The sequence below is a fragment of the Photobacterium minamisatsumaniensis genome, assembly GCF_050336695.1.
In the GTDB taxonomy this organism is placed as follows: Bacteria; Pseudomonadota; Gammaproteobacteria; order Enterobacterales; family Vibrionaceae; genus Photobacterium; species Photobacterium minamisatsumaniensis.
On record NZ_JAKJSI010000013.1, the window covers coordinates 172,416 to 194,379 of the forward strand.

Annotated in this window: 22 protein-coding genes and 1 other RNA gene; 12 read left to right on the forward strand and 11 right to left on the reverse strand. The window is 46.1% G+C overall.

Annotation, left to right across the window (positions count from 1 at the left end; all coding sequences use genetic code 11):
* Positions 1-96: 96 nt before the first annotated feature.
* From tkt to mscS, 5 genes are all read left to right on the forward strand, one after another.
* The gene (tkt, locus tag L4D78_RS05755) at positions 97-2,094 is read left to right on the forward strand and encodes a transketolase (protein ID WP_428466029.1); all 1,998 of its coding nucleotides are present in this window, start codon (positions 97-99) and stop codon (positions 2,092-2,094) included.
* A gap of 282 nt (positions 2,095-2,376) precedes the next feature.
* Positions 2,377-3,453 carry an erythrose-4-phosphate dehydrogenase gene (gene epd / locus L4D78_RS05760; RefSeq protein ID WP_428466030.1) on the forward strand — a complete coding sequence of 359 codons (1,077 nt, stop codon included), beginning with the start codon at positions 2,377-2,379 and terminating at the stop codon, positions 3,451-3,453.
* A gap of 78 nt (positions 3,454-3,531) precedes the next feature.
* Positions 3,532-4,695 carry a phosphoglycerate kinase gene (locus L4D78_RS05765; RefSeq protein WP_428466031.1) on the forward strand — a complete coding sequence of 388 codons (1,164 nt, stop codon included), beginning with the start codon at positions 3,532-3,534 and terminating at the stop codon, positions 4,693-4,695.
* Positions 4,696-4,835: 140 nt separating this feature from the next.
* Entirely contained in the window at positions 4,836-5,912 is a 1,077-nt protein-coding gene (gene fbaA, locus L4D78_RS05770) for a class II fructose-bisphosphate aldolase (RefSeq protein ID WP_428466032.1), read from the forward strand.
* A 339-nt stretch (positions 5,913-6,251) separates the two neighbouring features.
* Positions 6,252-7,148, forward strand: coding sequence for a small-conductance mechanosensitive channel MscS (gene mscS / locus L4D78_RS05775; RefSeq protein ID WP_428466033.1), 897 nt, complete (start codon positions 6,252-6,254; stop codon positions 7,146-7,148).
* A 52-nt stretch (positions 7,149-7,200) separates the two neighbouring features.
* Here mscS and L4D78_RS05780 read toward each other — a convergent pair whose 3' ends face one another.
* Both L4D78_RS05780 and L4D78_RS05785 read right to left on the reverse strand, forming a co-directional pair.
* The gene (locus L4D78_RS05780; protein WP_428466034.1) at positions 7,201-7,722 is read right to left on the reverse strand and encodes a YbaK/EbsC family protein; all 522 of its coding nucleotides are present in this window, start codon (positions 7,720-7,722) and stop codon (positions 7,201-7,203) included.
* Positions 7,712-8,344 carry a LysE/ArgO family amino acid transporter gene (locus tag L4D78_RS05785; RefSeq protein ID WP_428466035.1) on the reverse strand — a complete coding sequence of 211 codons (633 nt, stop codon included), beginning with the start codon at positions 8,342-8,344 and terminating at the stop codon, positions 7,712-7,714. The genes L4D78_RS05780 and L4D78_RS05785 overlap by 11 nt, the downstream gene beginning before the upstream one ends.
* Before the next feature lie 167 nt (positions 8,345-8,511).
* Here L4D78_RS05785 and L4D78_RS05790 point away from each other — a divergent pair, with 167 nt between their 5' ends.
* Entirely contained in the window at positions 8,512-9,408 is an 897-nt protein-coding gene (locus tag L4D78_RS05790) for a LysR family transcriptional regulator ArgP (RefSeq protein WP_428466036.1), read from the forward strand.
* Between the two features lie 120 nt (positions 9,409-9,528).
* Positions 9,529-10,227: an oxidative stress defense protein gene (locus L4D78_RS05795; RefSeq protein ID WP_428466037.1), complete on the forward strand. Its 699-nt coding sequence runs from the start codon at positions 9,529-9,531 to the stop codon at positions 10,225-10,227.
* An 89-nt stretch (positions 10,228-10,316) separates the two neighbouring features.
* Here L4D78_RS05795 and serA read toward each other — a convergent pair whose 3' ends face one another.
* The 5 genes from serA to zapA all read right to left on the reverse strand — a co-directional run bounded on the left by serA (position 10,317) and on the right by zapA (position 13,858).
* Positions 10,317-11,546 (reverse strand): phosphoglycerate dehydrogenase, encoded by a 1,230-nt coding sequence (gene serA / locus L4D78_RS05800; protein WP_428466038.1) that lies wholly within the window; start codon positions 11,544-11,546, stop codon positions 10,317-10,319.
* Positions 11,547-11,800: 254 nt separating this feature from the next.
* Positions 11,801-12,460, reverse strand: coding sequence for a ribose-5-phosphate isomerase RpiA (gene rpiA, locus L4D78_RS05805; protein WP_428458303.1), 660 nt, complete (start codon positions 12,458-12,460; stop codon positions 11,801-11,803).
* A gap of 226 nt (positions 12,461-12,686) precedes the next feature.
* Entirely contained in the window at positions 12,687-13,289 is a 603-nt protein-coding gene (locus L4D78_RS05810) for a 5-formyltetrahydrofolate cyclo-ligase (protein ID WP_428466039.1), read from the reverse strand.
* A 74-nt stretch (positions 13,290-13,363) separates the two neighbouring features.
* Positions 13,364-13,548: non-coding RNA, 6S RNA (ssrS, locus tag L4D78_RS05815), on the reverse strand.
* A 7-nt stretch (positions 13,549-13,555) separates the two neighbouring features.
* Positions 13,556-13,858, reverse strand: coding sequence for a cell division protein ZapA (zapA, locus tag L4D78_RS05820; protein WP_428466040.1), 303 nt, complete (start codon positions 13,856-13,858; stop codon positions 13,556-13,558).
* A 265-nt stretch (positions 13,859-14,123) separates the two neighbouring features.
* Here zapA and L4D78_RS05825 point away from each other — a divergent pair, with 265 nt between their 5' ends.
* The 4 genes from L4D78_RS05825 (at position 14,124) to gcvH (ending at position 17,914) form a co-directional block, all read left to right on the forward strand.
* Entirely contained in the window at positions 14,124-14,771 is a 648-nt protein-coding gene (locus L4D78_RS05825) for a UPF0149 family protein (protein WP_428466041.1), read from the forward strand.
* Between the two features lie 34 nt (positions 14,772-14,805).
* Positions 14,806-15,993 carry a 2-octaprenyl-6-methoxyphenyl hydroxylase gene (gene ubiH / locus L4D78_RS05830; protein WP_428466042.1) on the forward strand — a complete coding sequence of 396 codons (1,188 nt, stop codon included), beginning with the start codon at positions 14,806-14,808 and terminating at the stop codon, positions 15,991-15,993.
* Between the two features lie 2 nt (positions 15,994-15,995).
* Positions 15,996-17,204, forward strand: coding sequence for an FAD-dependent 2-octaprenylphenol hydroxylase (locus tag L4D78_RS05835; RefSeq protein WP_428466043.1), 1,209 nt, complete (start codon positions 15,996-15,998; stop codon positions 17,202-17,204).
* Positions 17,205-17,530: 326 nt separating this feature from the next.
* On the forward strand, positions 17,531-17,914 hold the full coding sequence (gene gcvH / locus L4D78_RS05840; RefSeq protein ID WP_428466085.1) for a glycine cleavage system protein GcvH: 384 nt from the start codon (positions 17,531-17,533) through the stop codon (positions 17,912-17,914).
* Positions 17,915-17,987: 73 nt separating this feature from the next.
* On the opposite strand, the gene L4D78_RS05845 is transcribed toward gcvH, so the two are convergent.
* Entirely contained in the window at positions 17,988-18,188 is a 201-nt protein-coding gene (locus L4D78_RS05845; RefSeq protein ID WP_428466044.1) for a DUF1107 domain-containing protein, read from the reverse strand.
* A 782-nt stretch (positions 18,189-18,970) separates the two neighbouring features.
* Between L4D78_RS05845 and L4D78_RS05850 the strand changes: the two genes are divergently transcribed.
* The gene (locus L4D78_RS05850; RefSeq protein WP_428466045.1) at positions 18,971-19,447 is read left to right on the forward strand and encodes a NifB/NifX family molybdenum-iron cluster-binding protein; all 477 of its coding nucleotides are present in this window, start codon (positions 18,971-18,973) and stop codon (positions 19,445-19,447) included.
* Between the two features lie 50 nt (positions 19,448-19,497).
* On the opposite strand, the gene L4D78_RS05855 is transcribed toward L4D78_RS05850, so the two are convergent.
* The 3 genes from L4D78_RS05855 to ygfZ are packed head-to-tail and all read right to left on the reverse strand — an operon-like array spanning position 19,498 to position 21,897.
* Entirely contained in the window at positions 19,498-20,436 is a 939-nt protein-coding gene (locus tag L4D78_RS05855; RefSeq protein ID WP_428466046.1) for a LysR family transcriptional regulator, read from the reverse strand.
* 15 nt (positions 20,437-20,451) lie between these two features.
* Positions 20,452-20,913: an aminoacyl-tRNA deacylase gene (locus tag L4D78_RS05860; RefSeq protein WP_428466047.1), complete on the reverse strand. Its 462-nt coding sequence runs from the start codon at positions 20,911-20,913 to the stop codon at positions 20,452-20,454.
* 3 nt (positions 20,914-20,916) lie between these two features.
* The gene (gene ygfZ, locus L4D78_RS05865; RefSeq protein ID WP_428466048.1) at positions 20,917-21,897 is read right to left on the reverse strand and encodes a tRNA-modifying protein YgfZ; all 981 of its coding nucleotides are present in this window, start codon (positions 21,895-21,897) and stop codon (positions 20,917-20,919) included.
* Positions 21,898-21,964: the final 67 nt, after the last annotated feature.

Consider the following 21,964-nt stretch of genomic DNA (forward strand, 5'->3'; position numbering starts at 1 on the left):
TGCGACAATACCCGCCCGCCGAACTCTGGTTAATGTTGAGCAATAGATTGCTAACTTTAATCATCATATAAAAGTCTACGAACCTCTGGAGCAGACATGTCTTCTCGTAAAGAACTTGCTAATGCAATCCGCGCCCTAAGCATGGATGGTGTTCAACAAGCTAACTCTGGCCACCCTGGTGCACCTATGGGTATGGCTGATATCGCTGAAGTACTGTGGCGTGGCCACATGAACCACAACCCACAAAACCCTGAGTGGGCTGATCGCGACCGTTTTATTCTGTCAAACGGCCACGGTTCAATGCTAATTTATTCTCTGCTTCATTTGACGGGTTACGATCTATCTATTGATGATCTGAAGAACTTCCGTCAACTGCACTCTAAAACACCGGGTCACCCTGAATACGGTTACGCTCCGGGTATTGAAACAACCACAGGCCCACTAGGCCAAGGCATCACCAACGGTGTGGGCATGGCGATGGCTGAGAAAGCGCTTGCTGCTCAGTTCAACCGTGAAGGCCACGACATCGTAGACCACAACACCTACGTGTTTATGGGCGATGGTTGTTTGATGGAAGGTATCTCTCACGAAGCTTGTTCACTTGCTGGCACATTGGGCCTAGGCAAGCTGGTAGCATTCTGGGATGACAACGGCATCTCTATCGATGGTGAAGTTGAAGGTTGGTTCTCTGACGATACACCAAAGCGCTTTGAAGCTTACGGCTGGCATGTTATCCCTGCGGTTGATGGTCACGATGCTGATGCAATCAACGCGGCTATTGAAGCGGCAAAAGCAGAGACTGGTCGTCCAACGCTGATTTGTACTAAAACGGTTATCGGTTTTGGTTCACCAAACAAAGCGGGTACGCACGACTGTCACGGTGCTCCACTAGGTGCTGACGAAATTGCTGCAACGAAAGCTGCACTTGGCTGGGAGCATGGTCCATTTGAGATCCCTGCAAACATCGCTGCTGAGTGGGATGCGAAAGAAGCGGGTACTGCGAAAGAAGCAGCATGGGACGAGAAATTTGCAGCATACGCTGCGGCTTACCCTGAACTAGCTGCAGAATACAAACGTCGTGTAAACGGTGACCTACCTGCACAGTGGGAAGAAAAAGCAAACGCGATCATTGCTGATCTGCAAGCTAATCCTGCGAACATCGCATCACGTAAAGCGTCTCAAAATGCACTAGAAGCATTTGGTGCGATGCTACCAGAATTCATGGGCGGCTCTGCTGACCTAGCGCCTTCTAACCTAACCATGTGGTCTGGTTCTAAGGCACTAGAAGCGACGGACTTCTCTGGTAACTACATCCACTACGGTGTACGTGAATTCGGCATGACGGCTATCATGAACGGTATTGCGCTACACGGTGGTTTCGTACCATACGGTGCAACTTTCCTAATGTTCATGGAATACGCGCGTAACGCAATGCGCATGGCTGCTCTGATGAAAATTCAGAACATCCAAGTTTACACGCATGATTCAATTGGTCTGGGTGAAGATGGCCCTACGCACCAACCTGTAGAGCAAATTGCTTCGCTACGTCTAACACCAAACATGAGCACATGGCGTCCATGTGATCAGGTTGAGTCTGCCGTTGCTTGGAAATTGGCTATCGAACGTAAAGATGGTCCTACATCTCTTATCTTCTCGCGTCAGAACCTTGCACAGCAAGCACGTACTGAAGCGCAGGTTGCAGACATCGCTAAAGGTGGCTACATCCTGAAAGATTGCGAAGGCAAGCCTGAGCTAATCCTTATCGCAACAGGTTCTGAAGTTGAGCTAGCTGTTAATGCAGCAGCAGAGCTAACAGCTGAAGGCAAAAAAGTACGCGTAGTATCTATGCCTGCAACTGATACTTTCGATAAGCAAGATGCAGAATACCGTGAGTCTGTACTTCCATCTGACGTTACAGCTCGTATCGCTGTAGAAGCTGGCATCGCTGACTTCTGGTACAAGTACGTTGGCTTCGGTGGCAAGATCATCGGTATGACAACATTTGGCGAATCTGCACCAGCAGGTGAGCTATTTAAGATGTTTGGCTTTACTGTTGAAAACGTTGTTGAAACAGCAAAAGAGCTACTTGCTTAATTGATGCCTCGGAAGTTGAATCAGTTGATAGCTAACGCTTATTGGTACTGATTTAATTCGAAGTGTAAAAAAAAGACCTCCTAGTGAGGTCTTTTTTATATAAAATGAGATCTATATCACGATGCGTTTTTTTGCGTATAGTGCGATTATTATTTGATTTATTGTTGTAAGTTGTTGATTTTTAAGTTGCTAGATGGCTTGGGTGACTTTGCTCACAATTATGGTGATTCTCGTTGGTGCTTGTTATACACTTACTCGGCTTATTAATTTTGTAGCACGGATATGACACTAAAAGTCGCAATTAATGGATTTGGCCGTATTGGACGCAGCGTACTTCGCGCGTTGTACGAAAGCGGCAAACATCATCAAATAAAGGTCGTGGCAGTCAATGAATTGGCTGAGCCAGAAGCTATGGCTCACCTATTACAGTATGACACTAGCCATGGTCGCTTTCATAAGCCTGTCAGCCATGATCAGGAGCATTTGTTTATTGCTCATAATAATGGTGAGCAAGACAGTATCCGAATCCTCCACCAGCCTGAACTTCACCTATTACCTTGGCAAGACCTCGATATCGACATTGTACTCGACTGTACCGGTACGTTTGGTTCTCGAGCCGATGGTGAAGCACATATTAAAGCTGGTGCGCGCAAAGTGTTATTTTCCCATCCTGCTGCCAATGATATCGACAATACGATTATCTATGGTGTGAACCATGAATCGCTGAAATCAACAGACAAGATTGTCTCGAATGGGTCGTGTACGACCAATTGTATTGTCCCCGTTATTAAAGTACTCGATGACACCTTTGGCATCGAGTCTGGCACTATTACCACGATCCACTCTGCAATGAATGACCAACAGGTCATTGACGCCTACCACACTGATTTACGTCGTACCCGTGCGGCTAGCCAGTCGATCATTCCTGTCGATACTAAACTCCACCTTGGTATCGGTCGGATTTTTCCGAAACTTTCCGACAAATTTGAAGCTATCTCTGTGCGCGTGCCGACAATTAACGTCACGGCGATGGATTTAAGTGTCACAGTAAAAACAAATGTGAAAGTTAATGACATAAATCAATCATTGGCAGATGCGTCTCGTTGTACATTAGGTGGCATCGTGGATTACACCGAAGCGCCACTTGTTTCAATAGACTTCAATCATGATCCCCATAGCGCGATTGTTGACGGTACCCAGACCCGTGTAAGTAACCAGCATCTTATTAAGCTGTTGGTCTGGTGTGATAATGAATGGGGCTTTGCTAACCGGATGCTCGATACCGCGCTGGCAATGCATGCAACCGATACAGCCGATAAGGCTGGTGAGCAAGACTCTGCGGTTAGCGATTACGAGTAAAGAATTATTTGGGCTTGGCAGTGACGCTGAGTCGACAAAACTTTGATTTTAAATTAATTAATGTTGAGAGGACAAACCATGTCTGTAATCAAGATGACTGATCTGGAACTAGCTGGCAAACGCGTATTTATTCGTGCTGACCTAAACGTTCCTGTAAAAGACGGTAAAGTAACTTCTGATGCGCGTATCCTTGCATCGCTACCAACGATCAAAATGTGCCTAGAAGCTGGCGCAAAAGTAATGGTTACTTCTCACCTAGGTCGTCCGACTGAAGGCGAATACAACGAAGAGTTCTCTCTACAGCCTGTTGTTAATTACCTAAACGACGCACTAGATTGCGACGTTAAACTAGCTAAAGACTACCTAAACGGCCTAGAGCTAAACACAGGTGAGCTAGTAGTTCTTGAAAACGTTCGCTTTAACAAAGGCGAGAAGAAGAACGAAGAAGCGCTTTCTAAGCAGTACGCAGCACTGTGTGACATCTTCGTAATGGACGCATTCGGTACTGCTCACCGTGCACAAGCATCAACTCACGGTGTTGGTACTAACGCACCTGTAGCATGTGCTGGCCCACTACTGGCTGCTGAGCTAGAAGCATTGGGTAAAGCAATGGACAACCCTGCACGTCCACTTGTTGCTATCGTTGGTGGTTCAAAAGTTTCAACTAAGCTGACTGTTCTTGAGTCGCTTTCAAAAATCGCTGACCAACTGGTTGTTGGTGGTGGTATCGCGAACACATTCATTGCGGCTGAAGGCCACAATGTCGGTAAGTCGCTATACGAAGCCGATCTAGTTGAAACAGCTAAAAAGCTAATGAAAGAATGTGCAATTCCTGTTGCAACTGACGTTGCATGTGCAAAAGCATTCGACGAAAACGCAGAAGCTGAAATCAAAAACGTTGCTGACGTTCAAGATGACGACATGATCTTCGATCTTGGTCCAGACTCAACGGCAGCGCTTGCTGAAATCATCGGCAATGCAAAAACAATTCTTTGGAATGGCCCTGTTGGCGTATTTGAATTCAAGAACTTTGAAGCAGGTACTGCTGGTATTTCTAAAGCGATTGCCGATTCTGAAGGTTTCTCTGTTGCTGGTGGCGGTGACACATTAGCGGCTATCGACAAGTTCGGTATCAAAGCTGATGTTTCTTACATCTCTACTGGTGGTGGTGCATTCCTTGAGTTCGTTGAAGGTAAAGTACTTCCAGCTGTTGCAATGCTTGAAGAGCGTGCAAAAGCATAATTAATGTACGGGAGTAGCTTGCTCCCGCACTTAAATGTTTGTGAATTCGGTCAAGTTTTTATAGAATGCTGACCCAGTAGCAAACGTTTGCAAAGATTTAAAATTCACACAGACAACGAGTTATTAATAGGACTATTGTTATGTCTAAGATCTTCGATTTTGTAAAACCTGGTGTTATTTCTGGCGACGACGTACAGAAAGTATTTGAAGTTGCAAAAGAGCACAAATTTGCACTTCCTGCTGTAAACGTAGTTAACACTGATACTATCAACGGTGTTCTAGAAGCAGCTGCTAAAGTTAAAGCACCTGTTGTTGTTCAGTTCTCTAACGGCGGTGCTGGTTTCTTCGCTGGTAAAGGCGTTAAACTTGAAGGTCAAGGCGCACAAATCCTTGGCGCTGTAGCGGGTGCTAAATATGTACACGCTGTTGCTGCTTCTTACGGTGTTCCAGTGATCCTTCACACTGACCACGCTGCTAAGAAACTTCTTCCTTGGATCGACGGTCTACTAGACGCTGGTGAAGAGTTCTTCGCTGAAACTGGTAAGCCTCTATTCTCTTCTCACATGATTGACCTTTCTGAAGAGTCACTAGAAGAGAACATCGAAATTTCTGGTAAGTACCTAGAGCGTATGGCTAAGATGGGTATGACACTAGAAATCGAACTAGGTTGTACTGGTGGTGAAGAAGACGGCGTTGATAACTCTGATATGGACGCATCTGAGCTTTACACTTCTCCAGAAGACGTTGCTTACGCATACGAGAAACTAAACGCTATCAGCCCACGTTTCACTATCGCAGCTTCTTTCGGTAACGTACACGGTGTTTACCAAGCAGGTAACGTTGTACTGACTCCAACTATCCTACGTGATTCTCAAGCATACTGTGCTGAGAAATTCGGTATCGCACCGAACGCACTAAACTTCGTATTCCACGGTGGTTCTGGTTCTTCTGAAGCAGAAATCCAAGAGTCTATCGGTTACGGTGTTATCAAAATGAACATCGATACTGATACTCAGTGGGCATCTTGGGATGGCGTTCGTACATACGAAGCTGAAAACCGTGATTTCCTACAAGGTCAAATCGGTAACCCAACTGGCGAATCTGCGCCAAACAAGAAGTACTACGATCCACGCGTATGGCTACGTGCTGGTCAGTCTTCAATGGTTACTCGCCTTGAGAAAGCATTCTCTGACCTTAACGCAATCGACGTACTATAATTTACGTTTCGCGTTAAAGTGTTAAAAAAACCCGCTTCGGCGGGTTTTTTGTTTTCTGCATTCGACCTTTCCACACATACCCCTCATAAATATTTATCGAAATGAGTGCACTTTTTTGTTGGTATCCATGGTACTCAGGAGTATTATCCGACCGCAATTTTTGTGGTGCCAATCGACATCAGTGCGTGCTCCTCTCTAGTTGTCACGAACGGTATTACAAAACCAAAAATCGCTGTTATAGTGGTAATTGCATAAAGGCTTGAATGTTTTAAGCCTCCGATTGTTTATGCGTCCATAATAATTTGTGGAATAGAAATAACATTAGCAGGAAGAGAAAGTATGAGTGGAAGTGTAGCGGAAACCGTCACGGATACCGTGGTCGAAACCATTAAGGATAATGAGTTGACCAACGGCGTATTGAATGCGGGCACATGGGTTGCTGATAACCAAGAGCTGCTTATTCAATATGGGGTAAATATTCTTTCAGCCTTAATGATCTTGTTCATCGGTAACATGATCACCAAAGGTATCGCCAACGGCGTAGCGAAGATGCTACGTAAGAAAGACATGGATGAAGCGGTTGTCGAGTTTCTCCACTCGCTGGTGCGTTACTTACTGTTTGTCATTGTACTGATTGCGGCTTTAGGCCGAGTTGGTGTTCAGACTGCTTCAGTGGTGGCGGTAATCGGTGCTGCCGGTCTTGCCATTGGTTTAGCGCTGCAAGGTTCACTGTCTAACTTTGCCGCTGGTGTGTTGATTGTGGCATTCCGTCCATTCAAATCAGGCGATTACGTTGAGATTGGTGGGGTTGCAGGCTCTGTTGAATCAATCCAGGTATTCCAGACGATTTTAACCACACCAGATAATAAAATGGTTGTAGTGCCAAATGGTGCGGTAATTGGCGGTTCGATTACCAACTACTCACGCCACGCGACTCGCCGCATTGATTATGTGATTGGCGTTTCTTATAACGCAGACTTGAAGAAGACGAAAGAGGTGCTAACACGTGTCGTTGAAGCTGACCCAAGAGTCTTGAAAGATCCTGCTCCAACCGTGGGCGTGGTTGCTTTAGCAGATTCTTCGGTAAACTTTGTGGTACGCCCTTGGGTGAACACAACAGATTACTGGGCGGTGTATTTTGATTTGCTGCAAGCGATTAAAGAAGAGTTAGACAAAGAAAACATTGGTATTCCGTTCCCACAAATGGATGTCCACCTAAATAAGCTAGAAAGCTAATCACTTTTTCGTAAATAAAAATGGAGCCAGAAGGCTCCATTTTTTATGCTTGTTATTGAGTGAGGGGCAGCACTCGATTAGGCAGTGCTGCGAGCAAGGTATTAAGGTCCTGGCTGGAAAATGCAAAGGTGAGCTCTGGTTTACCGGGGGTAAACATCAGCTCATTGTACTGGTAGAGCACAGGGTCAATTAACATCACGACATCAGTCGGTAAGCCAAATGGACAGACAGCACCAGGAGTACAGCCAATCGCTTCAATCATTTCGTCGTGGCTGCAGACCGAAACTCGCTTGCCCAATATTTGTTTGACGAGCTTACTGTCTAATCGGCTATCTCGGTGGGTGAGAAGCAAGCTATGTCCCCCTCCTTTTATCTTCATAAACAGGCTTTTAGTTGGCGCGGCTGTCCAGCCAAGTTCTTCAGCAATGCGCGCATCGGTATCGAAGTCCAGAATAGGTTCATGCTGCCACGCCTGATAGTTCACACCTGTTTGGCTGAATAAGGATAGGTTCGACAGGTAAATAGCTTCAAGTTTTTCCGTTGGCTGCGTTATCTTTTGGGGATCAAGCGACATACTGACTCCATAGTCCTTTGGCTAAGTGACCGGCAATGAAGAACATCATAGCAGCAACCGTAATATCAATACCGCGCTTAACCTTCGGTTTTGAGAGCGTAGGGCCTAGTTTGGCGGCACCAATTGACAAGGTATAGAACCAGACAAACGACGCCAGCACCGTACCTATTGCAAAAGCTATTCTGTCATTACCTTCAAATTGTCCACCGATAGATCCAAGGATCACCACGGTATCAAGGTACATATGCGGGTTCAGTACCGTTACGGCTAAGGCTCCGAGGATCACCGCTCGACGACCGCGAGCGAGTACCTGCTTGGACTTTTCTTGCTTTGCTGCTGGGCGAAAGGCACTGCTGAGTGAGAGCGAGCCATAGAAGAGTAAAAATAAAACGCCACCAATCGTGACGCTGGTCAGCAAGGTTTCGTTACTTGATAGTAAGGCTCCGCCACCGAAGATCCCTAGGCTGATAAACATGGTATCAAGTACGCTACAAATGGTCGCAGTCGTAAGGTGATGGTTACGCTTGATCCCTTGGTTAAGTACATAGGCATTCTGTGCCCCAATCGGGATGATCATGGTGGCCCCTAGGCCAAATCCTTGTAATAGCGCCCAAATACTCATGTTGCTTACCTTGTTGTTTTTAATGTGATTAGTGATGGCGTAAGAATACGCCTAGCTATGTTATTAAGTACAACTAATAAAATTTATACATCATAAGTTTACCTAATGCTCTGATAATGAAATGATACAAGCAGGCGTAATGTGGGAAATCAATGGAGGAAAATGGTATGAGAGGGCTTGATTATCGCTGGATTGAAGCGCTAGATGCCGTGATTGCCCAGCGTGGATTTGAACGTGCAGCTGAGCATTTATGTATCACTCAGTCGGCGGTTTCACAGCGTATTAAACAGTTGGAGAAACTGATGGCACAGCCGATGCTGGTGCGAGAGCAGCCGCCAAGGCCAACAACTGCCGGACAGAAGATCTTAGGCTTGTATCGTCGAGTACGGTTACTTGAGCAAGAGTTATTGCCTGAAATAACCCCCGATGATCTTAGTCAGCCATTGTCCGTATCGATTGCAACTAATGCCGATAGTCTGGCTACATGGCTATTGCCAGCCTTGAGCCCATTATTGAAGTCCCGCCGGATCGAACTTAATTTAATGATCGAAGATGAAGCGCGAACGCTAGACAAGTTACGCAGCGGCGAAGTGGTTGGTGCAATCAGCATGGAGGCGACACCAATGCCTGGGTGTGTGGCTGATTATCTTGGTCGGGTTGATTTTCTATGTGTCGCAAGCCCCGAGTTTGCTAAGAAGTATTTTTCAGGCGGGGTAACGCGGGAAAACTTGGTGGAAGCACCAGGGGTTGCCTTTGATCACCATGACGATATGCATGAACGTTTTATTCAGCAGCATTTTAATTTGCCGATGGGGAGCGTGATGAAGCATACGGTTCGTTCATCGGAGGCTTTTGTGCGCTTGGCGTTAGAAGGTATTGCTTTCAGCCTAATTCCTCGAGTGCAAATATTACAAGAGCTTGAGCAAGGTCTATTGGTGAATGTGACCCCTGATATTTTCCTGACTCGTCGCATGTATTGGCATCACTGGGCATTGGAGAGCGGGGTACTTACCGAACTATCACAGCAGCTAACTCATCATGCCCATCAAGTACTGCCCCAGTAATTGATAGATCGGCACAATAAAACAATGTACAAAAAAGAGGAGGAATAGGGATATTTTCTTAAATCGTGTTGTCGAATAGAAACAGAACAAGAAAACGACTGGATAGATAGGAAAAGCCTAATGAAAAAACAATTAGTTGCTGTACTTTTGGGATTTGGATTAATGGGGGCGAGTGGTTTAGCATCCGCCAATGTTACTGTGCCTCACCTCGAAACAATTGGTACGGGAGAGGTCGTTGCCCAGCCTGATATGGCGGTGTTTTCTGTTGCAGTCGTTGAAGTAAAACCAACGGCACAAGAAGCCAAGCAAGCGGTTGATCAAGCGATCACGGCTTTTGTTGAGCGTCTTTTGGCTCAAGGGGTAGAGCGAAGTGATATCCAGAGTGCCAATATTAGCTTACAACCACAGTATCATTACCCGAAGGACAAAGAGCCGGAATTAAAAGGCTACCGTGCTAGCCGGAATGTAACGGTAACGGTTGACGATCTTGAGCAACTTAATACATACCTTGATCACGCGTTGGGCGATGGGATCAACCGGATCAATAATATCGAGTTAAAGGTTAGCAACGAAGCAGAATACCTTGAGAAAGCCCGCCTAGCCGCAATTAATGATGCCAAAGCAAAAGCAGAGTCATTAGCAAAAGGTTTTGGCGAGGAACTTGACGGTGTGTGGCGTATTAATTATCACGCCAATCAACCGCGCCCTGTCATGATGCGCATGGCGATGGATGCGGCACCGGAAACGGCGGCGACCTATCAAGATGCTGAAATTGTTATTAGCGATCGGGTTGAAGTGGTATTTAAGCTGAGCCAATAACAGCTTGAATCATATAGCTGAATAGAAAAAAGGAGAGCATATGCTCTCCTTTGTTGTATAAGGCGTAAAGCTAATACCCTTAGTGCAGCTTAGTGTAAGATGCGGGCACGAATAGTGCCATCGATTGATTTTAGTTTAGTGAGTGCTTCTTCTGAGCGCTCAGTTTCCACATCAATAACCACATAACCAATCTCTGGGCCCGTCTGCAGGTACTGGGCGGCAATATTGATCCCTTCAGATGCAAAGATGGTCGTGATCTGGTTCAACACGCCTGGGCGGTTTTCGTGAATGTGCAGTAGACGAGAGCAATCACGGTGTTCTGGTAAAGAGACCTCAGGAAAACCAACGGCAGACAGTGTTGAGCCGTTATCGGAGTACTTGGCCATTTTCCCTGCCACTTCGATACCGATATTTGCTTGGGCTTCTTGAGTTGAACCACCGATATGCGGTGTCAACAACACGTTATCAAACTTGGCCAGTGGCGTTTCAAATGGGTCTTTGTTGGTTTTTGGCTCTACAGGGAACACATCGATAGCTGCACCTGCAAGGTGGCCGCTTTCCAGTGCGCTACATAGAGAATCAATATCAACCACAGTGCCACGAGCAGCGTTAATAAAGATTGCGCCAGGCTTCATGCGCGCAAATTCTTCTACGCCCATCATGTCTTGTGTTTCAGGTGTTTCTGGCACGTGTAAGCTAATCACGTCACATTTATTAAGTAACTCAGTCAGTGAAGTGACTTGAGTTGCATTACCAAGGGATAGCTTGTTTTCAATATCGTAGAAGTAGACACGCATGCCGAGGTTTTCGGCCAAAATTCCAAGCTGTGTACCAATGTGGCCATAACCGATAATACCGAGACGTTTACCCCGGGCTTCATAGGAGTTATCGGCTGATTTTAGCCATTCGCCACGATGCGCTTTGGCGTTTTTTTCCGGGATGCCGCGTAGTAGTAATAGGGTTTGGCCTAAAACAAGTTCAGCTACACTTCGCGTGTTAGAGAATGGCGCGTTGAATACTGGGATACCGCGCTTAGCCGCAGAGGAGAGTTCAACTTGGTTAGTGCCGATACAAAAGCACCCAACAGCAATTAGTTTGTTGGCGGCACGGAAGACATCTTCAGTCAGCTGAGTTCGGGAGCGAATACCAACAAAGTGGGCATCTTTGATGGCAGAAACGAGCTCTTCACCAGATAACGATCCTTTGTGGTACTCGATATTGGTGTAGCCGGCTTGCTGAAAAATTTCTATTGCAGAAGGGTGGACACCTTCGAGCAGTAGAATCTTAATTTTATCTTTATCCAGTGAAACTTTAGCCATTGATTCTCATCCTTAAAACTTTGAGTGGAGGCACTCAGGATGAGCCGATACAGAGGCAGGAAAATAATAATGATTTCCCTGTATGTTGGTTATCCACGAGCGCCACTCAAACAGTTGCGTACATGCTGACACCTAAAGTATCAAAAAATAACCAGTATGGGTAAGAATATTACAAGATAGATAATAAAAAACGGCATGTGTTATGCCGTTTTGTAATCAAATAACGAAAGCGTTACCAGCTGGTCGCTGGTATGTTATTTTTCGAACTTTTTTACGCCTTCAGGCGAGCCTACCAATAGCGCGTCAGCACCGCGGTGAGCAAATAGGCCCACTGTCACGACACCCGGCAATGCATTGATTTTCTCTTCCATTTCTTTCGGGTTGGTGATTTCCATGTTGTGAACATCCAAAATGATGTTGCCGTTATCTGTTACACAGCCTTCACGGTAAACTGGGTCACCACCTAGTTTAACCAATTCACGGCCGATGTAAGAGCGTGCCATCGGAATCACTTCTACCGGTAATGGGAATTGACCAAGCACATCAACTTGCTTGGTGTCATCAACGATACAGATAAACTGCTTTGCAATTGCAGCCACGATCTTTTCACGCGTTAAGGCAGCACCGCCACCTTTGATCATATCGTACTCGCCGTTGATTTCATCTGCGCCATCAACGTAAACATCAAGCTCAGAGACTTCATTCGCATCAAAAACAGGAATACCAATCTTTTCTAGTCGCTCGGTTGAAGCGATAGAGCTTGATACTGCCCCTTTGATTTCTTCTTTACGGGTTTCTAAAGCATCGATGAAGTGATTAACAGTAGAGCCGGTACCTACGCCTACAATGCTGCCTTTTTTTACATATTCAAGCGCAGCCCAGCCAGCGGCTTTTTTCATTTCATCTTGTGTCATGCTTTTCTCCTAGTGACGACGAATGCGGAGCGCTGATTATAGCCAAATGGAATGCTGTCGTCAGTCTCTATCTTGCCTTGATAATAGCGTGGTTTTACCGATAAAAAGATAAAACTATTAATAACATAGTCTTATTGGTGAATGATGGGTTCACATAAAACCAAACGTTTGCGTTGTGCGTCACAGGAATTGGTCATCAGGCCGTATTTATTGGCACCTATATGGGCTACCAATGGAAGTGTTGGGCGGGGGTGATGATCTCAGGTAAAGGGACATCCCAAGCTTGGGTTGGCAGACGCTCGACTTGCTGGACATTATGGGCGAGGCCAATAGGGCGGGGGCCCTGCTTGCCGTTATGCCAGCGACTAAGGGTGCGGTCATAGTAGCCGCCTCCCATGCCTAAACGCTGTCCACTTGCATCAAAAGCGACGAGCGGGGTACAAATGATATCAAGTTGTGAAACCGGTTTGACGAGGCGAATGTCTAAAATGGGCTCACGGATCTGATATTTATTGAGGGTCATTTTTGTTTCGGGGGTGTAATGCAAAAACAACAAGTGGCCCTTGCTGAACGGGTGCAGTACCGGTAAGTAAACCGCGGTTCCTCGTTGCCATAACCAGTCAATAACAGGCTGGGTATCGAGTTCCCCATCATTCGCTAAATACAGAGCAATATGTTTAGCATTAAGTAATGGAGGTGATTTTTGGCATTGGCTCAGGAGATCATGTGCGGCACAGTGTTGCTGCTCGAGCGTAAGACTACGACGCTGTTGGCGAACGAATTGACGAATTTGTTGGCGAGAGGCCGAAGATTGAATCGCAGATCTCATAGGTCATCCAATGACTGAGTGTGCTCAAGAGGTCGAGTCTACTGCAACAATGCATGTCGCATTGTGTGTAAGAGGTATGCCCCAAGGTGCCGTTGCAAATCTAGGCCCTTGAACCAGATGTTCAAGGTGGACCGGCAACATTAACCGTAGGCTTCTCGGTACAAGCCGAGCCTGCTCAATAGCTAATAAAAAAGCCAATCCTGGATTATTGCTTATCGGCTCGGGGACGTTGATTCGCTGACGTACACCCCAGGGACAATTTATTATCAACGCTTTGGTTGATATTGCAATGCTTTCTCCAATAAATCTTCCATTTCATTGATTCTATTGGATAGTTTTTCAGCATTACGTTGCTGTTCTTGGCGTTCACCGTGTAGCTCGTTGCATATGTTTAATCCCGTGAACATCAAAAGCTGTTCCGGGTTAGTTATTTTAGTTCGTTCAGAAAGATCTTTCAGGCGCTGGTTAAAATCTGCAGCGGATGCCTGTAAGGCTTCTTCCTGACCAGGTGGGCAGTTAACCTTAAATTTACGGCCTAATACCTGAATTTCTACTGCCTGATTACTCATAAACTTTACATCTGCTCCGTGCCAGACTGTTAATATGGCATTCCGCTTGCGATACGCGTTAAGTTGTTAAATATAAAAAAACCCCTATCAACATGCAAGCTAGCTTATCACGCTTTGCGCTTTATGATGTCTGACTAATCAGATATTAACCAGTTTGGCATAAACATGTTCCCGTTGATAGGAAATGGCAAGTGACGGATCTTTCTGATAAGTGGTAGCATATCATAAACCAGAACCACACCAATGACATTAAGGTGAACAGTCCATGAGCGAAGTGAAATTGCCAGCCTACGAAACAATCGAACCGATGCTAAAAGAGCATGGTTTAGCCGTGACCCCATCAGAACTACACGGTTTGATCAGTGGCATGATCTGCGGTGGCTTGGCGGTTGATGGCGAGCAGTGGCTCGGCCCGATTTGTGATTATGCCAATGAAGGCGAAGCGATGACCGACGGGGCAAAAGCCGTTGTACGCTCTGTTTTTAATGCCGCGTCGTCAGAGCTGGGGGGATTAACTCAAACATTATTTACCTCAACAGCAGCCGAGTTGGTTGAAATTGATTTTTCTGTGTCATTGCTACTGCCTGGAAAAAATGCAGAGTTGATGCTACGCGCAGAAGCATTAAGTGAGTGGGTGACTAACTTTATCTCAGGTCTTGGCCTGATGGGCATGGACAAAAAGCAGCTATCAGACGACGTTGCTGAAGCCGTTGCTGCGCTGGAAGAGATCTCTCAGCTCGGGATTGATGAAGATGAAGACATGAGCGAGCAGACGGAGCTGTTTGATAATGTCGTTGCGTATGTACCGGAATGTGTCTTAACGTGTTTAGTTGGCTTAAGTCAGCGTGGCGAAGTTGAAGACAGTGATGATGTTACTGGGGCACCAGCAGCGAAGAAACCAACCTTACACTAAGTAAGCCAGTGAATAATAAATAAAGGAACTGGATGTGAAGCAGTACGATGTCGTCATTGCTGGTGGGGCAATGGCAGGAGCTACATTGGCAATCGCCCTTAATAAGTTGAGTGCGGGTCAGTTGAATATTGCGGTGGTAGAAGCCGTAGCCCCTCGCTTAGACTTACACCCAGGCTACGATGCCCGCAGCATTGCGGTTTCATTAGGTTCGGTGAGTATACTCGACTCGATCGGTTGTTGGTCTGCGTTGTCTAAAGTGGCAACGGCCATTTCTCACATCCACGTTTCAGATCGCGGCCATGCAGGTATGGCGCATATTGATGCTCACGAACAAGCCGTTGATGCACTGGGTTATGTTATTGAATTGGCTGATGCTGGTCGCATTTTTCATCAGCAACTTACCGAGCTTGATCGTATCGATCTACTTTGCCCTGCTGTGATCGCAGGGATCGACCGTCAGGTGGCGGGTGTCACTGTAAGGTTAGATAATGGTGATACTATCCAAAGTAAGCTCTTGGTGGCTGCCGATGGGGCGTTGTCTAGTTGTTGTGAGATGCTGGGCATTGCCCACAATGAACACGATTTTAATCAAGTGGCAGTAATTGCCAATATTACGACGGCAGAAGCGCATAAAGGCCGCGCGTTTGAACGTTTTACCCCGACGGGACCGGTGGCATTATTGCCGATGTCTGAAAGCCGGAGCTCCTTGGTTTGGTGTATTCGGCCTGACGAGAAAGAAACCGTGATGGGGTGGAGCGATAGCGAATTTTTGGCGAACTTGCAGCAAGCCTTTGGTTGGCGGCTGGGAGAGTTAGTCAAAACGGGAAGGCGTAGTGCTTATCCCTTATTGCTACGCCAAGCACAGCGGTTGACGTCACATCGAGTTGCCATTGTTGGCAATGCGGCTCAAACCTTACACCCGATTGCAGGGCAAGGCTTTAACCTTGGTCTACGCGATGTCATGACACTGGCAGAGGAAGTTGCGAAAGGGGCTGCGACTTATGGCGATGCTGGATGTCAGCGTATTCTTAGTGCCTATCGGCAGCGGCGTACGCCTGATAGAGATGCCACTGTGGCCATGACTGCCGGTTTAGTTAGCGTGTTTACTAACACGAGTTTACCGTTTATTGCTGGCCGAAATACCGGGTTAATGGCAATGGAATTGAATGATGTATTTAAAGCTCCGCTGGTACGGCGGGCAATGGGACAGGTAGAAAGATAACCATGATGCAAAGTGTTGATATCGCCATTATTGGTGGTGGAATGGTGGGGCTGACATTGGCCGCAGCCTTGGCTGAAACAGAATTACGCGTTGCCGTCATTGAAGGGCACTTACCTGAACCTGACTTAGCTGCATTACCTGATTTACGTGTATCGGCCTTAAGCCGAGCCAGTGAGCGCATTTTACGCCGGGTAGGTGCGTGGGATGGTATTGAAGCACGCCGTTTCGCGCCTTATGACGGTATGCAGGTTTGGGAGCAAGATAGTTTTGCCAATATTACATTTGATGCCGCCCGTTTAGCGCAACCGAACTTGGGGCACATTGTTGAAAATCGAGTGATCCAGCTTTCGTTACTCGATAAGGTTCAGGCACTGCCCAATGTTACCTTGCTAGCCCCTGAACGCTGCCAAAGCATTGCTTTTGGTGAGAGTGAAGCATGGTTAAGCCTTGAATCTGGTAAAAACCTAACGGCCAAATTGGTTGTTGGTGCCGATGGTGCGAACTCTTGGCTTCGTCAGCAATTAGATATCCCATTAACGCATTGGGACTATGGCCATAGTGCGGTAGTTGCCAATATTCGTTGTGCCGAACCGCATCAACACACCGCTCGTCAGGTTTTCCGCCCGCAAGGACCATTGGCTTTTCTGCCACTACCTGATGCAGATCTATGCTCGATTGTGTGGTCACTGCCACCAGAAGAAGCAGAGAAAATGTGTGCAATACCAGACCACGAGTTTAATAAATACCTGACTGCGGCTTTTGATCATCGTTTGGGGCTCTGTGCCGTTGAAGGCGAGCGCAAGGCCTTTCCGTTAAAAATGCGTTATGCCCGTGATTTTGTCCGTGAACGCGTTGCGTTGGTCGGTGATGCAGCACACACTATTCACCCCCTTGCTGGACAAGGTGTGAACCTTGGCCTGTTAGACGCGGCGAGTTTGGCGCAAGAGCTCAAGCAGTTGTGGCAGCAAGAAAAAGATATAGGCAAAAAAGCCAACCTGCGTCATTACGAACGCTGGCGCAAAGCGGAAGCTGCGAAGATGATCACTGCGATGCAAGGGTTCAAAGATTTGTTTGACGGTAGCCATCCAGCCAAAAAGTTAGTGCGCGACCTCGGCATGTTGTTTGCCGATAAAGCGCCAGGCGTAAAAGATGAATTTATGAAGCGAGCATTAGGTTTATCGGGAGAGTTACCAGAGCTCGCGCGTTTCTAATCCTACCGCCTTATGATTTCTCACTGTATTAAGCCGCTCATGAAGCGGCTTTTTCTTTTCTCTGTGATGTGCTTTTTTGCCTAACCCTATCTAATACATTGAAATAGATCATCAATATTTCGATCCAATTTCGTTTTTTTCTCCTAAAGTAAATAACAGGAAATTTGAGTTAGATTTGTCGATGGTTACCAGGCCTTTTAGCTGGGTAAGAAGGGCAAAGATGGCCAAATTAAGGGGGGTATCCCCAAGGTATTAATACATCTGCTTTGTTCGCATTGAGTGGGGCGATAGGCAGGCTTTCATAAGGAAGTTGCACCATGAGCTATATTCCCTCTGAGTTAAGCTATACCAATACCCATGAATGGGTTCGTCCTGAAGGGGAAGGCGTTTATACCGTTGGCATCACTGACCATGCCCAGTCATTGTTGGGTGACATGGTATTTGTCGACTTGCCTGAACTTGATGCTGCAACCGAGGCTGGTGAAGATTGCGCGGTGGCTGAGTCGGTAAAAGCCGCTTCAGATATTTATGCGCCATTAACCGGTTTTGTGGTTGCCGTTAATGAGGAGCTTGAAGGTTCACCAGAGCTGGTGAACAGTGATCCGTATGGTGACGGTTGGCTGTTTCAAATTAAAGTAGACGATGAAAATGAGTTTACTGACCTACTGGATGCTGATAACTATCTAGATTTAGTCGATGAGTCTGAATAGTTTGAGCCCTGATCTAAAAAGCCCACCGAGTACAACGTGGGCTTTATCATTGAGTCAATCTCAGCGATTAAAATTAGGGCTCTTTAAGTTTTTTTATTTCTTGATTTATCTCATTAACGGTTTGGTAGTGGCGATGTTCTGCCTTTACAGGCACAAGCAATAGTCCATTATTGAATTCATAACCACCACGGCCATCAATGTAGATCCTTCCACTGAATAAACGACTAACGTGCTTTGCAATCATTTGTGGCACGTAGCGTTTGAACATACGCATATTTATCTAACCTTTCCCTTTGTTTGATACCAGACGAATTATAAAACAATATGCATGATGCTTTTGTGATGTCCTCAGCATAATAACAATGTTAAATAGCTTCTGTTAGCTTTAACCTTTTACCAAATCTATTCGTTTTGGTTTTTTATTCTATTTATTGTTAATGGAAAATAAGTTCATATTGATATGTTTCATTGTTTTTGTGTGAATAATTTTCTAATTATGCTTGTATTTTAATGGCTTAGTCTCTTATGAGGTCTCGTTGGCTCAAAAGTAAAGTGGGCGATATTCTGCTTTTATTGTTCGACTTTTGGTCGACGTAACGAGAAAGCTAAAATCGAATAGTGGTTTATGCTAAATCAGCCAGCAAGTCCGATCAGTAAAGATAAAAGTGACATTTCCTGCTTAGGATCAAAGCTGGCGGCTGGTTTATGCCAATAATTGTTGCTCTTAATTTTGTAGCCGAAGCGGGTAATACTTCAGCTGAAAATAAGAGTTGGATAGTTGGATAGTTGGATAGTTGGTTTAGTGGTTTTTAGCTGGGCGAAAGTCGATGAAAGCAACTAAGTAACAGACGTATTATTAATACCAACCTACATAAGTACTTGATCAGTCTTACTGGTTAAAACCGTTGTTCTCTACGTTAGAGATTTTGTAATTAGAACCACTAGTTACTGCAATCCCTGCCTTGATAACAACAACTTTTCCTGCGTAATACTTAGGTCAATTACTTATCCAGATTGGTATAAGTTAGCAATCTAATTGGTTTATAAGGTATTGGTATGACACTCGCAATTGCTGTAACCCCTCGTCATGAGGTAGCTGGTCATTTTGGCAAAGCTGCGGCTTTTCATGTTTTTGATGAGCAGGGCCTGTTGCTGCTCGAATTATCTAACGAGGGCCGTCGTGAGGTTGGCTGTAAGCATAAGAAAGTGATTCAGCGCCAGTTGAAAGAACAAGGTGTCAGTAAATTAGTGCTGGGAAATATTGGCCAACGTTCGTTAGCGAGATTGCTGAATGCGAGTTTTGAAGTATTTAAAGTACCCCCTCGTACTGCTATATGCCAGATTTTACAGGGCGATGTAGTATTAGAGCCATTAGTTTCAGCTGAGCAAGGACGTCCTTGTAAGCGAGAAAAAGGTGGGTGCGGATGTGGGTGTGGCAGTAAGAAAAAGGATGTTGCCCCTAAAATTGGTGCAATGGCAAAAGCCACAGATTCAATCAGCGGTCTCACGAAAATTGAAGGGTTCAGGTTATAACTGAACCCTACATAATGGCTTCTTTATCGACGATAGTAGCCATCGTTAATTCATCCTAACTGGCGCAGTTCATTAACCCTTGCTGTAATTGCATCATGTACACACTGTCGTAACCATTCCAGCCGGGGGTGGTTAGTATTGCGTTTTAGCCACAGCATATTGATATCAAAATCAGGAATGTTTACGGGTGGGCGACATTGACTGAGGTTGTCATTAAATACATCCAGCTTGGCCATTAGCGTCGAGACGACACACAGTAAATTACGCCCAGTAAGCAGATGGCGAATGGTCATAAAGTTACTTGATCCGACGGCGACGTGACGTTGAAAACCTTGTTGTTGAAGTTGGTTATCAACGTTACCCGCTAGCTTACCATCAGGGGTTACCAATGCCTGCGGTGTCTGTATGTAATGGGCTAAATCTATGGGAGACGATAGCCCTGTTGCATTTGCATCAAATAAACAGACATGATCTTCTGTGTACAGGTATTGGCTCTCGAATTCCCGAGGTAAATCGGCCATTGAGCCAATCACTAAATCGATTTTCTGTGTTTCCACCGCTTGCTGATAGTTGTTCCGGTCAATATTGCAAAAGCTCAACTGGCAATGAGGGGCGGCCTGACGGATAGCATCGAATAATGTGGGAGCAAACAGTAATTCGGCATAGTCGGTTAGGCCAATACGAAAGCTGCCCTGATAGGAACGCGGTGAAAAATCATCAGGCTGCAAGATTTCGTTGGTAACCAGCTGCAAAATTTGTTCAACCACAGGCGCAAGCTCAATAGCTTTGTCGGTGGCGATCATTTGATGGCCGTGACGCTCAAACAGCGGATCATCAATCAGTGCCCGTAGCCGTGATAGGTTATGGCTCATGGCTGATTGGCCAATCGATAGTTTTGCGGCAGCCTTGGTGACACTGCGTGTTTCCATTAAGGCAGAAAAGGCGATGAGCAAATTCAGATCAACACCACGCCAGTTAATATTACTCATCGTTCTTCTCTGAGGTTATCGGCAAATATCGGCCAACATCGGATCACACAGAATCAGCAAATCATCCGTTTCAAGTTCAATACCTGCCATGCGGTCGCCACTGCTGATATTCACTCGTTGGTGCTTAGTGATTTGGTGATCAAAAATGACCGGTAAAGGCCGTTTAAGGCCAATGGGTGCAACAGTGCCAATGACCAACCCCGTCACTTTCTCAACATCACTAGCATCGGCACATGTCATACGGCTACAGCCAAACATTGCCCTGACTTTTTTTGGATCAACTTGTGCAGGGCCTGGTACACACGCTAAGACGTGAAATCCACCCATATCTCGCAGCAAAATAGATTTCACCATTTGCTGAGGATCGACGCCGCGCTCACGTGCCGCCTCTTCGACCGTTTTGGCTGGTTGGGTATGGGGAAGAAGGCGGTATTCCACGCCTTCCTCTTGGAGGTAAGAGGTAACAGGAGTATTCATCGCTTAGTCGTTGTCTACTAGTGAGTATGGCAGTGGCAGTTGTTGCCATGTAGCGGCTTGGCCATTCAGGCGGAATTCAGTGCCGTCATCAAGATCGTTAGGTAGCCCAACTAACGCAACCGCAGTACCGTCGTTGTACTGATAACCTGCGATAATACTGCCGCCTTTACGCCAGTTTTCACCCACGCTACGTTCTAATGCATCACCCGATTTTGGGCATTCCTCAGCAGGACCTGTGACGATGTACATGGCACGCTTGTTGATACCACGGTATTTGGCGCGTGCAACAGTTTCTTGGCCGGTATAGCACCCTTTCTTGAAACTGATCCCATCGACAGCCTGCAGGTTCATTGCTTGTGGAATAAATTCAAGCTCAGTAGCCGCATCAACACGAGGCTGCGCCGCTTGAATATCATAGAGATCCCACAAGCTATCATCACACAGCACTGCGTTATCGCTTAACTTGCCCACAACCGCTGTTGCCTGCTCGGCAGTCAACGCCAGCAACCAGCGTTGTTGGTCTATTTTAACTGCGGTGCCGCCATCAATGACGCGCACATCACCGTCGCCACCGAAAAGTGCATCAACATTTTGTTGTGCAGCTAAGCCTGTTAGGCCTAATAAAATATCGGTACTTTGCTCAATGTCGACTTTAGAAAAAACAGCATACTTCTTTAGCTCTGGTAGCTGGGTCGCCATAATGCTCTGGCGCTGAAATAAGCCATAGCCATCATTATGGTGAAATAAGCGAAATACCGTACGCATTTTGCCTTTTGCATCACAATGGGCGCCGAGTGTGGATTGTTCTGCAGAAAGCGTCACTACATCACACGTAACCTGACCTTGTAGGTAAGACTTCTTATCGTCACCAATTAAGGTAACCAGTCCCCAGCTCGACAGATCAACGCATGCCAGTTCTGGCAGGCTATCTTCCGGTGATAGGGAAATAGGGGAAAAATTCAAAGCTTCAGACCAATTGCTCATAGGTATCCATGATGTCGAAGTAGCGGTCAGACAGTGCACAATCTGACGGGCTAGGTGAAAGTGAATA